Origin of the sequence: Dokdonella sp., from assembly GCF_036518555.1 — a bacterium.
Classification (GTDB): Bacteria; Pseudomonadota; Gammaproteobacteria; order Xanthomonadales; family Rhodanobacteraceae; genus Dokdonella_A.
In genome coordinates, this window is sequence record NZ_DATDMY010000320.1 from 1 (window position 1) to 12,610 (window position 12,610).

The 12,610-nt window shown below is 69.7% G+C and carries 13 protein-coding genes; 3 read left to right on the forward strand and 10 right to left on the reverse strand.

Annotated elements, in window-relative coordinates:
• Nucleotides 1-314: 314 nt before the first annotated feature.
• Nucleotides 315-1,790 (forward strand): hypothetical protein, encoded by a 1,476-nt coding sequence (locus VI238_RS17090; RefSeq protein ID WP_331653545.1) that lies wholly within the window; start codon nt 315-317, stop codon nt 1,788-1,790.
• 57 nt (nt 1,791-1,847) lie between these two features.
• Here VI238_RS17090 and VI238_RS17095 read toward each other — a convergent pair whose 3' ends face one another.
• The 10 genes from VI238_RS17095 to glyA all read right to left on the reverse strand — a co-directional run bounded on the left by VI238_RS17095 (nt 1,848) and on the right by glyA (nt 9,891).
• The gene (locus VI238_RS17095) at nt 1,848-2,342 is read right to left on the reverse strand and encodes a phosphatidylglycerophosphatase A (RefSeq protein ID WP_331653547.1); all 495 of its coding nucleotides are present in this window, start codon (nt 2,340-2,342) and stop codon (nt 1,848-1,850) included.
• Nucleotides 2,339-3,319: a thiamine-phosphate kinase gene (thiL, locus tag VI238_RS17100; RefSeq protein WP_331653549.1), complete on the reverse strand. Its 981-nt coding sequence runs from the start codon at nt 3,317-3,319 to the stop codon at nt 2,339-2,341. Before thiL ends, VI238_RS17095 begins: the two co-directional genes overlap by 4 nt.
• Nucleotides 3,320-3,333: 14 nt before the next feature.
• Nucleotides 3,334-3,792, reverse strand: coding sequence for a transcription antitermination factor NusB (gene nusB / locus VI238_RS17105; protein WP_331653550.1), 459 nt, complete (start codon nt 3,790-3,792; stop codon nt 3,334-3,336).
• Nucleotides 3,789-4,253 carry a 6,7-dimethyl-8-ribityllumazine synthase gene (ribH, locus tag VI238_RS17110; protein WP_331653552.1) on the reverse strand — a complete coding sequence of 155 codons (465 nt, stop codon included), beginning with the start codon at nt 4,251-4,253 and terminating at the stop codon, nt 3,789-3,791. The genes nusB and ribH overlap by 4 nt, the downstream gene beginning before the upstream one ends.
• A 243-nt stretch (nt 4,254-4,496) precedes the next feature.
• A complete protein-coding gene (gene ribB / locus VI238_RS17115) occupies nt 4,497-5,591 on the reverse strand; it encodes a 3,4-dihydroxy-2-butanone-4-phosphate synthase (protein WP_331653554.1) in 1,095 nt (364 codons plus the stop codon).
• Between the two features lie 97 nt (nt 5,592-5,688).
• Nucleotides 5,689-6,294 carry a riboflavin synthase gene (locus VI238_RS17120; protein WP_331653556.1) on the reverse strand — a complete coding sequence of 202 codons (606 nt, stop codon included), beginning with the start codon at nt 6,292-6,294 and terminating at the stop codon, nt 5,689-5,691.
• A 2-nt stretch (nt 6,295-6,296) separates the two neighbouring features.
• Nucleotides 6,297-7,364: a bifunctional diaminohydroxyphosphoribosylaminopyrimidine deaminase/5-amino-6-(5-phosphoribosylamino)uracil reductase RibD gene (gene ribD, locus VI238_RS17125; RefSeq protein ID WP_331653568.1), complete on the reverse strand. Its 1,068-nt coding sequence runs from the start codon at nt 7,362-7,364 to the stop codon at nt 6,297-6,299.
• A 28-nt stretch (nt 7,365-7,392) separates the two neighbouring features.
• Entirely contained in the window at nt 7,393-7,911 is a 519-nt protein-coding gene (gene nrdR, locus VI238_RS17130; protein ID WP_331653558.1) for a transcriptional regulator NrdR, read from the reverse strand.
• On the reverse strand, nt 7,911-8,624 hold the full coding sequence (locus VI238_RS17135) for a CTP synthase C-terminal region-related (seleno)protein (protein ID WP_331653560.1): 714 nt from the start codon (nt 8,622-8,624) through the stop codon (nt 7,911-7,913). The genes nrdR and VI238_RS17135 overlap by 1 nt, the downstream gene beginning before the upstream one ends.
• Before the next feature lie 10 nt (nt 8,625-8,634).
• Complete coding sequence (glyA, locus tag VI238_RS17140) at nt 8,635-9,891, reverse strand: serine hydroxymethyltransferase (RefSeq protein WP_331653562.1); 1,257 nt, start codon at nt 9,889-9,891, stop codon at nt 8,635-8,637.
• A 206-nt stretch (nt 9,892-10,097) separates the two neighbouring features.
• Between glyA and ettA the strand changes: the two genes are divergently transcribed.
• Together ettA and pyrF are read left to right on the forward strand one after the other, a co-directional pair.
• Complete coding sequence (gene ettA, locus VI238_RS17145) at nt 10,098-11,759, forward strand: energy-dependent translational throttle protein EttA (RefSeq protein WP_331653564.1); 1,662 nt, start codon at nt 10,098-10,100, stop codon at nt 11,757-11,759.
• 175 nt (nt 11,760-11,934) lie between these two features.
• On the forward strand, nt 11,935-12,610 hold a 676-nt coding region (gene pyrF / locus VI238_RS17150), incomplete at its 3' end, for an orotidine-5'-phosphate decarboxylase (RefSeq protein WP_331653566.1).

The window sequence follows — 12,610 nt, forward strand, 5'->3', positions numbered from 1 at the left end:
CTGCACGGCCTGCCCGCGACCGGCTTCATGGTCTACAACATCATCAACGCGAACGCCGCGCCCGGGAAACTCGCCAACTACGGCGGCACGTTCCCGTACCGCTCGACCGTGTCGTGCACGACATCGGCGAGCGACGCGACGACGTGCGAATGAAGGACAACGTCGCATCGGCAAACTGGGGTCGACCTGCGTCGCGCGGGCGCTCGACGCACATGGCGGCAATGGGCTTCGTTACCGATCCGTTACCCAGGCGTGGTTGAGCTAGGCGATACCCACGCCGATCGTAGTTGCCCCGGATCTCAACGGAGTGTGCAATGCATCGACGAATGCTGATGACGACGATGAGCCTGGCCTTGGCGGGCGGGATGAGCGCCGGCGGCGCGGTCACGTTGAACCCCAACGGTCTCGGCCAGGCGCTCGTCTACCCGTACTACACCGTCAACAAGGGGCAGGACTCGCTCCTCGTGCTGACCAATGCCTCCGACCTCGGCAAGGCCGCCCGCGTCCGCTTCCACGAGGGCTACAACGGCCGCGTCGTGCTCGACGTCCTCGTGCTGCTCTCGCCGCACGATCGGTGGACCGCCGCCATTACCGCAGCGAGCGGCGACGAAACGGCCGGAGCAAAACTGGTCACGCACGACCGCAGCTGCACGCTTCCGGCGTTTCCTGCCGGTGGCCAGGCGTTCAGTAGCGCGAACTACGTCGGAGGCGGCGTCGCCCCGTACGACCAGCCGGACAGTGGACCGCAAACGATCGCACGCACGCGCGAAGGTCATATCGACGTCGTCGCCGACGGCGACATCGTTCCCGGCAGCGCGACCGACGAGCTCGTCAGGCACGTGCAGACCGGCTTTGCGGACCAAGGTTCACCGGCGTGCGCCGCATTGGATCTCGCGCACGTCGGGCAGGATCTCGTCGCGCCGACGAACACGCTCGGCGGATCGGTCGGCATCGTCAATGTCGCGTCCGGTACGTATTTCTCGTACGAAGCGCAGGCGCTGGCCGACTTCACGCAGGTGCCGTTCGTCGATACCGGCGCCACCGTCGGCTATGACGACCTCGCTCGCGCCAATTCGGGCAATGGCGTCGCCTCGGCGACGGTGTTCACCGATCGCGGCGTCGCCTCGATCGATTTTGCGCAAGGCATCGACGCCGTCAGCGCGGTCTTCATGGCCGAAACCGTGCACAACGATGTACTGCTCGATCCCGCCCTCGGCGCCGCCACGGACTGGGTGCTGACCTTCCCAACGCGCCGCTACTACGTCGACGGGCAGCGCTATGCCGGCACGCCCCGGGCTCCGTTCACCCATCTTTTTGCGAACGGCGAAGCGCCGGTAACGATCGGCTGGACCCTGTACGACAACGAAGAATTGGACGTGTCCGACCCCTGCGGCCCCATCTGCGGAGTCCCTCCGCCGCAAGCCGACCTGACATCACCCTACGAGGTCAATGTAATCGGCTTCCAGCCGGTCGACCGCGCACCACCGACGACATCGGACGTATTCGGCTCGCACCTCGCGAAGAACCTGGGCGCGACGTACCCCGACTGGACATCCGGCCAAGCGGACCTCTATCTCGCGGCGGACGCGGATCAGGCACCGTTGATGGGCACCAGCGCCGGCACTCCGGTCGCCTTGGCGGGCCTGCCTGTCGCGGGGTTCATGGCCTACGACATCATCAACGCACACGCGCAACCGGGCCTTCTCGCGAACTACAGCGGCACGTTCGCGCATCGCAAGCGGGTGACCTGCTCGAGCAGCGTCGTCGACCCACCCGTGCCCTGCTCCTGAGTCTCGGCGGCTGCATTCGCCGGCGAACGCAGACGCCCGCAATCGAGGCCCGTTTCGTCATGCGCCCGCGCAGGCCGCGAGCGACAACGCGATCGCCGCGTACGCACCGGCGATCGCATCGTCGACCATCACGCCGAGCCCGCCGGCGATGCGTCGATCGGCCCAGGACACCGGCCACGGTTTCCACACGTCGAACAGGCGGAACAGCGCGAAGCCGGCCAGTATCCACGGCCATCCACGCGGAGCGACGACGAGCGGCAGCAGCGCGATCCACTGGCCGACGAACTCGTCCCAGACGACGGCACCGGGATCGTCGATGCGCAGGCGCGAGACAGCGACAGTCGACGCCCAAACGCCGATCGCGAAGGCGATCGCGACGATGACGAGGTAGGCGGTCCATGGAAGTTCGCGCAACGCGATCCACGGCAGCAACGCGGCGGCGGAACCGGCCGTTCCCGGGGCGAACGGGCTGAGGCCCGAGCCGAAACCGGTCGCGATCCACCCCGCCGGATGCGCGAGCAGCGCGCGGCGTTGCGCAGCGTCGAGCCTCATCCGAAATGGTCCCAGCCGGAGCGCTCCGGCACGAGTTCGCTGCCGTCGCGGTCGAACAGGCGCACGCGTTCGCCGGCGATGACGCGACCGATGCGCGTGGCACCGCAGCCAAGGCGCGCGAGATCGCGCTGGACGTCGCCCGCGCGTGCGGGCGGCACGCAGAACGCGAGCTCGTAATCGTCGCCGCCGGTCGCCTGCAGCACGAGGCGCTCGTCGCGTTCGAACAACGCGAGCAGCGCCGACGACGCCGGCAGCGCATCGGCATCGATCTCGATGCCCACGCCGCTGCGTTCGGCGATGTGGCCGAGATCGGCCAGCAGGCCGTCGGACACGTCGATGCACGCGCTCGCGACGCCGCGCAGCGCGCTGCCCGCGGCGATCCGCGGCGTCGGCCGGTTCAGCCGCTCGACCAGCGCCTCGCGCGTGTCCGGCGGCGCATTGAACAACGCATGCGCGTGCGCATCGCGGCGATCGAGGCAGCGCAGGCCGGCCGCGGCGTCGCCGAGCGTGCCGGTCACGTACACGACGTCGCCCGGCTGCGCGCCGTCGCGACGCAGCGCGCGCCCCGGTGCGACGAAGCCGAGCACGGTCACGCCGATTGCAAGCGGCCCGCGCGTGGTGTCGCCGCCGACGAGCGCGACGCCGTGTTGCGCCGCGAGCTCGGCGTACCCGTCGATGAAGCCGTCGACGAACTCGCGCGTCGCGTCGGGCAAGGTCAGTGCGAGCAGCGACCATGCGGGTGTCGCGCCCATCGCAGCGAGATCGGACAGGTTCACTGCGAGCGCCTTCCAGCCGAGGTCGCACGCCGCCGTACCGGGTGGGAAATGCACGCCCGCGACGAGCGTGTCGGTGCTGACCGCGAGCTCGTGGCCCGGCGGCACCGCGAGCACGGCGGCATCGTCGCCGATGCCGAGGCGTACGTCGGCGCGGGCGACCGTGCAGCGCGTGCGGATCAGCTCGATGAGGTCGAACTCCACGCGCGCTCCGGGCGCTACTTGCGCGCGCCGTACTCGGCCGGGCGGCACGCCGCGGCGAGCTTGTCGAGCACGCCATTGACGTACGTGTGGCCATGATCGGCGCCGAAGCGCTTGGTCGTCTCGACCGCCTCGTTGATGACGACGCGATACGGCACATCGATGCGGTCACGCAGTTCGTACGCGGCGATGCGCAGCACCGCGCGCTCGATCGGGTCGACGCGCGCGATCTCGCGATCGAGGAACGGCGCGATCGCCGCATCGAGTTCCATGTGCGAGCGCACGACGCCACGCACGAGTTCCTCGAAGTATTCGAGGTCGGCGATCTGCATGTCCTGCTCGTGTCGGAACTGGTCGATCACGCCGTCGATGCGGTTGCCGCTCATCTGCCAGGCGTAGATCGCCTGGAGCGCGCGGCGGCGCGCGCGCGACCGCGCGGTCGGATCGATGCCGGTGGGGTGCGGGGTGTTCGTCACAGCTGTCTCCACAGATCGACCATTTCCAGTGCGGCAAGCGCGATTTCCTCGCCCTTGTTGCCGTGCGCGCCGCCGGCGCGCGCCTCGGCGTCGGCATGCCGCTCGACCGCCAGCACGCCGTTCAACACCGGCAGGCGGTGTTCGAGCGCGACGCGCATGAGCCCGTCGGCGCAGCCGTCCGCGACGTGCTCGTAGTGGCGCGTGTCGCCGCGCACGACGCAGCCGAGCGCGAGGATCGCCGCGACGCGGCCGCCGCCGGCGAGCCTCGCCGCGGCCTGCGGGATCTCCCACGCGCCGGGCACGCGCACGAGGTCGACCCTGTCGTCGGCGACGCCATGCTCCTGCAGCGCGCGGCGCGCGCCGTCGACCAGCGCATCGACGATGCGCGGGTTCCAGCGGCTCGCGATGATCGCGTAGCGCGCTTGCGCGACGGGGCGCAGTTCGCCGGTGAGGATGGGCATGGGGGCGAGGGCTGAAGGCTTGGGACTGAGGGCTGGAGTTTAACGGGGCGTCGAGGTGGTTGCGCGCGTTCGCGTGCCCTCGTGCGCGTAGGCTGGGACGCAGCGGTGTGAAAACGTGGCTGGCAGCGACACCCGCCGCCGCGAGTCCCACCGCCTCCCGCAGTGCCCCGTCGCGGCGGGACTCGCCGCTGCGCGGCTGCGTCCCACCCTACGGCCTGCGGCAGCACGACGCGTTTTCGGCCCTCAGCCCCGCCCCTCCACATACCCCTCGACCTCGAGCCCGAACCCGGCGAGGCCCACTAGCTTGCGCGGCGTGCCGAGCACGCGCAGGCGGCGCACGCCGAGGTCGGCAAGGATCTGCGCGCCGAGGCCGAGCCGGCGCCACTGCGCCCGCGCGCCGGCATCGCCCGCCGCCGTGCCGCGCAGGCGTTCGAGGAGCGCATCGCCACCCTCCTCGCCCGCGAGCACGACGACGACGCCGCGCTCCTCGGCGGCGATCCGGCGCAGCGCGGCGGTCACGGTCAGGCCGAGGTCATCGCGCTCGAGGTGCAGGACGTCCGACAAGGTGTTGCGCACGTGCACGCGCGTCAGCACCGGTGCGCCGTCGTCGATGGTGCCGCGTACCAGCGCGAAGTGCAGTTCGCGCGCGAGCACGTCGCGCCAGGCGACGAGGCGGAAGCGGCCGAACTCGGTATCGACCATGGCCTCGTGCACGCGCTCGACGGTCTTCTCGGTCTCGAGGCGGTAGCGGATGAGGTCGGCGATCGTGCCGATGCGCAGGCCGTGTTTCGCCGCGAACGCCTCGAGCTCGGGCCGGCGCGCCATCGTGCCGTCGTCGCTGAGGACCTCGACGAGCACGCCCGCGGGTTCGAGCCCGGCGAGCGCGGCGAGATCGCTCGCGGCTTCGGTGTGGCCGGCCCGCGCGAGCACGCCGCCGGGAGCGGCCGCGAGCGGAAAGACGTGACCCGGCTGCACGATGTGCTGCGGACCCGCATCGGCCCGCACCGCAGTGCGGATCGTATGCGCACGATCGTAGGCCGAGATGCCGGTCGTAACGCCTTCGGCGGCCTCGATCGAGACGGTGAAGTTCGTGTGGTGCGGCGAGGTGTTCGTGTCGACCATCGGCTTGAGGCCGAGCTGGCGGCAGCGCGCGCGCGTCATCGAGAGGCAGATGAGGCCCCTTCCTTCGCGCGCCATGAAGTTGACGTCCTCGGGCCGCACCTTCTCGGCCGCCATGATGAGGTCGCCTTCGTTCTCGCGGTCTTCGTCGTCGACGATCACGACCATGCGGCCGAGTCGGATGTCGGCGAGCAGTTCGGGGATGGTGGCGAAGGACATCGTGGTACCGCCTCGTCGTGTGGGTCGCCCGCGACAGCGGGCGTCAAGCTTGAATCCGTGAAGAATCCGCAAACGCCCGCGTATGCCGCGCGAGGCGTCAGGCGGCGTCGGGCGGCACGCCCGCGAGCCGTTCGGCATACCGCGCCATGAGGTCGACCTCGATGTTCACCGCGTCGCCGACCGCGCGCGCGCCGAATGTCGTCACCGCGAGCGTGTGCGGGATCAAGGTCACGCCGAACGCCTCCTCGCCGGCTTCGTTCACGGTGAGGCTCGTGCCGTCGACGCAGATCGAGCCCTTGACCGCGATGTAGCGCGCGAGCGCGCGCGGTATGCGGAAACGCCAGCGTTGCGAGGCGCCTTCATCGTCGATCGCGAGAACGGTGCCGATGCCGTCGACGTGACCCGACACCAGATGGCCGCCGAGCCGGTCGGCGAGGCGCAACGCCTTCTCGAGGTTGACCCGCGCGCCGACCGCGAGGCCGCCGAGCGTCGTGCGCGCGAGCGTCTCCGCCGACAGGTCGGCGAACCATCGCGTCCCTTCGATCGCCACGACGGTGAGGCAGACGCCGGCGACCGCGATGCTGTCCCCGATCGCGACATCGCCGAGATCGAGCGCGCCGGCGCCGATGGCAAGGCGCAGGCCACCCGAGTGTTCCTCGCGCGACGCGATGGATCCGACGGCCTGGATGATCCCGGTGAACATCGCTACTCCCGTTCCGGACGCAGCAGCAGCCGGATATCGCTGCCGATCGTGCGCTGTTCGTGCACGCGCAGGCGCACGCGATCGGCCATCCGCTCGATCGATGCGAGCGCGAGCAGCGCGCGCGCATCGTCGCCGAGCAGGACCGGCGCGATGTACAAAAGCAGTTCGTCGACGAGCCCCGCCGACCAGAAGGCGCCGCACAGCGTCGACCCCGCTTCGACCTGCACCTCGTTCATGCCGCGTGCGGCGAGCTCGGCGAGCACGGCGCCGAGATCGAGGCCGTCTCCGGAGCGCTCGAGCGCGACGAGTTCGACGCCGGCGAAGCGATCGTCGTCGGCACGCGCGTCGGCCGCATGGAACACCAGCGTCGGCGCGCTGCGGTCGAGCACGTGCGCGCCGCGCGGCGTGCGCAACGCGGAATCGATCACGACGCGCAACGGCGCGACCGCATCCGCGGAAACCCGCTCCGACCGCGGCGTCAAGCGCGGGTCGTCGGCGAGCACGGTGCCGATGCCGGTGACGAGCGCGGAACTGCGCGCGCGCCAGTGCTGCACGTCGGCGCGCGCGGCGTCGCCGGTGATCCACTTCGATTCGCCGCTCGCGAGCGCGGTGCGCCCGTCGAGGCTCGAGGCGAGCTTCAATCTCAGCCACGGGCGGCCGCGTTCGACGCGGGCGTGGAAGCCGCGATTGAGCTCGCGCGCGGGCTCGCTCATGAGTCCCGGTTCCACGACGATGCCGGCGGCACGCAGGCGCTCGAGCGCGTGGCCGCCGTCCTGCGCGGCATCCGGCGCCGCGACGACGACGCGCACGATGCCCGCGGCGATCAGCGCATCCGCGCACGGTGGCGTGCGCCCGTGCAGGCCGCAGGGTTCCAGCGTGACGTAGGCGGTCGACCCGCGCGCGGCCCCACCCGCGGCCTGCAGCGCGAGGACCTCGGCGTGGGGCTCGCCGGCGCGCCGATGCCAGCCCTCGCCGACGATGGCGTCGCCGCGCGCGATCACGCATCCGACGCGCGGGTTCGGCTGGGTCGTCGCGAGGCCGTGCGCGGCGAGGCGCAACGCGTGCGCCATCAGCGCGTGGTCGAGCGCCGAGAACACGTCAGCCCTTGGCCTTGCCCGGCTTCGCGTCGCCGAGCAGCGACAACTGCAATCCCTCGAGCGAAGGCAGGTCGCGCTCGAGTTTCTCGATCTCCTCGCGGAACGCCTGTACGTCCTCGAAGCTGCGGTACACGGAGGCGAACCGCACGTAGGCAACGTGATCGAGCGTCTTGAGTTCGCGCATCACGAGTTCGCCGATGCGCATCGACGGCACTTCGCGTTCGCCGCTGCGGCGCAGGCTCTCGACCACCGCGCGCACGGCCGCATCGACCTGCTCGCTGCCGACCGGGCGCTTCTGCAGCGCGCGCATGAAGCCGGTGCGCAGCTTGCCTTCGTCGAACGCCTCGCGGCGCCCGTCGCCCTTGACCACGTTCGGCAGCTTGATTTCCGCCGTCTCGAACGTGTTGAAGCGCTCGCCGCACGCCTCGCATTCGCGCCGGCGGCGGATCGTGCTGCCGTCGTCGGACACGCGCGAATCGATCACGCGGGTGTCTTCGTGCTGGCAGAACGGGCAATGCATCAGGCGGCCCGCCCGATGGCGAGCCCGGCGACCGCGTCGACGAACGCGCGCACGAGCGGCGGGCAGCGTCCGTCGAGCGCGGCACGCTCGTGCTGGAACAGGGTCGCGACGAAGAACGGGTGGCCGTCGAGCTCGAGCGCGCGCACCTCGCCGGTGGCGTCGACCGCCGCGACGCGCAGAGGACCGTCCGCGATCGCGGCGCGGAACCCCGCGGCGAGGCCGTAGCGGCAGTGGTAGCCCGCATCGATGCGCGCGACGCCCCACGCGCGCGCGCAGCGCGAGCCCGCGACGAGATGGACCGCCTCGTGCACCTCGACGAGCGCGCAGCTGAGCGGCACGACGACGGCGCGTTCGGCGTCCGGCGCCGTCTCCGCATGCTCGGCATCGGCCCAACCGAGCACGTTGCGCGCGTACTCGACGACGGCATGCTGGAAGCCACCGCAGGTGCCGAGGAACGGACGCCGCGCCTCGCGTGCGTGGCGGATCGCGCGCAACGCGCCGTCCATGTCGCGGTAGGGACTCGCCGGCACGCACCACAGGCCGTCGAACGCGGCGAGCCGCGCCACGCCGTCGATCGTTTCCGTGCCGAGCCATTCGACGTCGAGCGGCTGCGCGGCCGCGGCACCCGCGAGCGCGAGCGCACGCGGGATCGCGCGGTGCGCGACCACCGCGTCGTCGCGATCGCCGATCAGCCCGATGCGCAGCGATCGCATCGCGCGCTCCTCAGCCGTAGACCGGATACGTGCGGCACTGCGCGGTAACCTGCTCGCGCACGCGCGCGATCACGGCCGCATCGCCGGGCGCGTCGAGCACGTCGCAGATCCAGTTGGCGAGATCGACGCAGTCCTTCTCGCGGTAGCCGCGCGTCGTCACTGCAGGCGTGCCGATGCGCAGGCCCGATGTCACGAACGGCGAGCGCGGATCGTTCGGCACCGCGTTCTTGTTGACCGTGATGTGCGCCTCGCCGAGCGCGGCTTCGGCGTCCTTGCCGGTGACCTCGCGGCCGATCAGGTCGATCAGCATGAGGTGGTTCTCGGTGCCGCCGGAAACGATCCGGTAGCCGCGCGCGATGAACGCATTCGCCATCGCCTGCGCGTTCTTCACGACCTGGCGCTGGTAGTCCTTGAACGCGGGCTCGAGCGCTTCCTTGAACGCGACCGCCTTGGCGGCGATCACGTGCATGAGCGGTCCGCCCTGGATGCCCGGGAAGACGACGCTCTGCAACTTCTTGACGAGATCGTCCGACGCGTTCTTCGCGACGATGATGCCGCCGCGCGGGCCGCGCAGCGTCTTGTGCGTCGTCGATGTGACCACGTGCGCATGCGGCAGCGGGCTCGGGTACACGCCCGCGGCGACGAGGCCCGCGACGTGCGCCATGTCGACGAACAGGTACGCACCGACCTTGTCCGCGATCGCGCGGAAACGCGCCCAGTCGAGCACCTGCGAATACGCCGAGAAACCCGCGACGACCATCTTCGGCTTGTGTTCGAGCGCGAGCCGCTCGATCTCGTCGTAGTCGACCCGGCCACTGTCCGGGTCGATGCCGTACTGCACCGCGTTGAAGATCTTGCCGCTGAGATTGACCTTCGCGCCATGCGTGAGGTGGCCGCCATGGGCGAGGCTCATGCCGAGGATCGTGTCGCCCGGACTCAGCAGCGCGAAGTAGACCGCCTGGTTCGCCTGCGAGCCGGAGTGCGGCTGCACGTTCGCATAATCGGCGTCGAACAGCTGCTTGACGCGCGCGATCGCGAGCGTCTCGGCGACGTCGACGTATTCGCAGCCGCCGTAGTAGCGCTTGCCGGGATAGCCTTCGGCGTACTTGTTGGTCAGCACGGAGCCCTGCGCCTCGAGCACGCGCGGGCTCGCGTAGTTCTCAGACGCGATGAGCTCGACGTGATCCTCCTGGCGCCCGCGCTCGGCGGCGATCGCCTCGGCGAGTTCGGGGTCGTAGCCTTCGATACGGGCATCCTTGGAGAACATCGGCGCATCACCTGGGCAGGGCGGGAATCGCGCATTTTAGCGCGTTATCGCCGGCGCCGGCCGAAACGGGTCGTGGCGCGGTTTGGCCGTCCGAACCCGATGCATGACGGCCGGGCCGCCGATCGGCGATAATGCGCGGCTATCCCAACGATTTCCACGCCCGTGGCGCCTCGCGGCCCCGGTGCGCCCACGCCCGGAGTCCAGGCATGCAATACATCTACACGATGATCGGCGTCAGCAAGGTCGTCCCACCCAAGCGTCAGATCATCAAGGACATTTCGCTCTCGTTCTTCCCGGGCGCCAAGATCGGCCTGCTCGGCCTCAATGGCGCCGGCAAGTCGACGGTGCTCAAGATCATGGCCGGCGTGGACACCGACTACCAGGGCGAAGCGCGCCCGCAGCCGGGGATCAAGGTCGGCTACCTCGCGCAGGAGCCGCAGATCCATCCCGACAAGACGGTGCGCGAAGCAGTCGAGGAAGGCGTGTCCGAGGTGCTCGACGCGCAGCGCCGCCTCGAGGAGATCTACGCGGCGTACGGCGAGGAAGGCGCGGACTTCGACAAGCTCGCCGCCGAGCAGCAGCGCCTCGAGAACATCCTCGCCGCCTCGGATGCACACGCGCTCGAGCGGCAGCTCGAGGTCGCCGCCGACGCGCTGCGCCTGCCGCCCTGGGACGCGGTCGTCGGCAAGCTCTCCGGCGGCGAGAAGCGCCGCGTTGCGCTGTGCCGCCTGCTCCTTTCGAAGCCCGACATGCTCCTGCTCGACGAACCGACCAACCACCTCGATGCCGAATCGGTCGAGTGGCTCGAACATTTCCTCGCCGACTTCCCGGGTACCGTCGTCGCGGTCACCCATGACCGCTACTTCCTCGACAACGCGGCCGAATGGATCCTCGAACTCGACCGCGGCCGCGGCATCCCGTGGAAGGGCAACTATTCCTCGTGGCTGGAGCAGAAGGACGAGCGCCTCAAGCAGGAAGAGAGCCAGGAGAAGGCGCGCCAGAAGGCGATCCAGCGCGAGCTCGAGTGGGCGCGCCAGAACGCCAAGGGCGGGCGCAGCAAGGGCAAGGCGCGCCTCGCGCGCATCGAGGAGCTGCAGTCGGTCGACTACCAGAAGCGCAACGAGACCAACGAGATCTTCATTCCGCCGGGCGAGCGCCTCGGCAACTCGGTGATCGAGTTCAAGGGCGTGTCCAAATCGTTCGGCGACCGCCTGCTCATCGATGACCTCAGCTTCGTCGTGCCCGCCGGCTCCATCGTCGGCATCATCGGGCCGAACGGCGCCGGCAAGTCGACCCTGTTCAAGATGATCACGGGCCAGGAAAAGCCCGACAAGGGCGAGATCGTCAAGGGCCCGACCGTGAACATCGCCTACGTCGACCAGAGCCGCGACAAGCTCGAGGGCAACCACAACGTGTTCCAGGAGGTGTCCGGCGGCGCCGACATCCTCAACATCAACGGCATCGAGATCCAGTCGCGCGCGTACATCGGCCGCTTCAACTTCAAGGGTCCGGACCAGCAGAAGCTCGTCGGCTCGCTCTCCGGCGGCGAACGCGGCCGCCTGCATCTCGCCAAGACCCTGTTGCAGGGCGGCAACGTGCTGCTGCTCGACGAACCGTCGAACGACCTCGACATCGAAACCCTGCGTGCGCTCGAGGACGCGCTGCTCGAATTCCCGGGCAACGCGTTCGTGATCTCGCACGACCGCTGGTTCCTCGACCGCATCGCGACGCACATCCTCGCGTTCGAGGGCGACTCGCACGTCGAGTTCTTCCAGGGCAACTACCGCGAGTACGAGGACGACAAGAAGCGCCGCCTCGGCGACGAAGCCGCCCAGCCGCACCGCCTGCGCTACAAGAAACTCGCCTGATCGCAGCACACCGGGCCGACGCCGAAAGAGCCTGAACCACGAAGGACACGAAGGACACGAAGGAAGAGCAAGAGAATTTTCTTTCTTCGTGTCCTTCGTGTCCTTCGTGTTTCAATCTCATCTTTGCGCCCTTGTTTTGTTTCTCGATTCGCGCAAACGACCGAAGGAGAAATACGTGACGTTCATGCAGTCGCTGCAGGGGGCCTGGCGGCGCAATGATTCGCTCGTCTGCGTCGGGCTCGATCCGGAGCCGGCGAAGTTCCCGGCGCGCTTCGCGGGCGACGCCGACGCGGTGTTCGGGTTCTGCCGCGCGATCGTCGACGCGACCGCCGACCTCGCCTGCGCGTTCAAGCCGCAGATCGCGCATTTCGCGGCGCTCGGCGCCGAGGACGCGCTCCTGCGGCTCATCGCGCACATCCATGCCGCGCATCCGGGCGTGCCGGTCATCCTCGACGCGAAACGCGGCGACATCGGCTCGACCGCGCGGAACTACGCGATCGAGGCATTCGACCGCTACCGCGCCGATGCGGTCACCGTGAACCCGTATCTCGGTGGCGACTCGCTCCAACCGTTCCTCGATCGCGCCGACAAGGGCGTCGTCGTCCTCTGCCGCACGTCGAACGCGGGCGCCGGCGACCTGCAGGATCTCGTCGTCGACGGCCGACCGCTGTATCAGCACGTCGCCGCGAAGGCGGCGCGGGAATGGAACGCGAACGGCAATTGCCTGCTCGTCGTCGGCGCGACCTGGCCGCAGCAGTTGCGCGAAGTGCGCGCGATCGTCGGCGACGTGCCGTTCCTCGTCCCCGGCGTCGGCGCGCAGGGTGGCGACGTCGAAGCCGTCGTCGCGAACG